General features: G+C 64.2%; 1 pseudogene. It reads right to left on the reverse strand.

Annotated features, from left to right (window positions below):
* Nucleotides 1–246, reverse strand: a pseudogene (locus tag RCG67_RS16950) (hypothetical protein); the annotation flags it as partial.
* Nucleotides 247–643 lie beyond the last annotated feature (397 nt).

Consider the following 643-nt stretch of genomic DNA (forward strand, 5'->3'; position numbering starts at 1 on the left):
GCCGTTCTCACAGAACTCGAACGTGCTCCGATGCCCCGGATCCGGCCACGCACAACTCATGCAGTCGAAACCACCCCGCTGGTTCATCCCCAGCAGGGTCCGGCCCGCCCGCCCCGGACCCATGTGCTCCAGCGCCGGTTCCATCGAGTAGTACACCGCCGGCAGCCCGCCGGCCCAGTCCTTGGGCCTGCCCACCTCGAGATCGTTCTCGTCGACCTCGCGCACCGGAGGGTTCGATCGTGTCATTGGGGTGTTCCCCTTCTCTTTCGCTGGCGTCGTGACCGAAGGACCCGCGCACACTGTCACCGGACATCCTGCTCGGCGGTGCCCCTGCGGACGGAGGACGGACGAGGTGCGGGCCTCGTTCCCGGAATCGCGGCCTCCTCTGTCCCGAACGGCACGAGGGAGTGAACCGTGCCCCTGTCATGCGCAACGGCGGTCACAATGCGCAACATTCTCCGAGGCGCTGACCGGGGTGTCAAGAATGGCGGGCCTCCTGTGACAGTCACGTGAAAACTAGATCGCAGCGCTTGACAGGCTGTTGTGAGACGCCTCACGCTGGACTCATAATATGAAGCACGTTGCGCAGTATGAGGTTTCTGGTCACCAGCTGTCGTCACCCGGTACCGCGTTCCTGTTCTTG

Source organism: Kocuria cellulosilytica, assembly GCF_040981245.1.
GTDB classification, from domain to species: Bacteria; Actinomycetota; Actinomycetes; order Actinomycetales; family Micrococcaceae; genus Kocuria; species Kocuria cellulosilytica.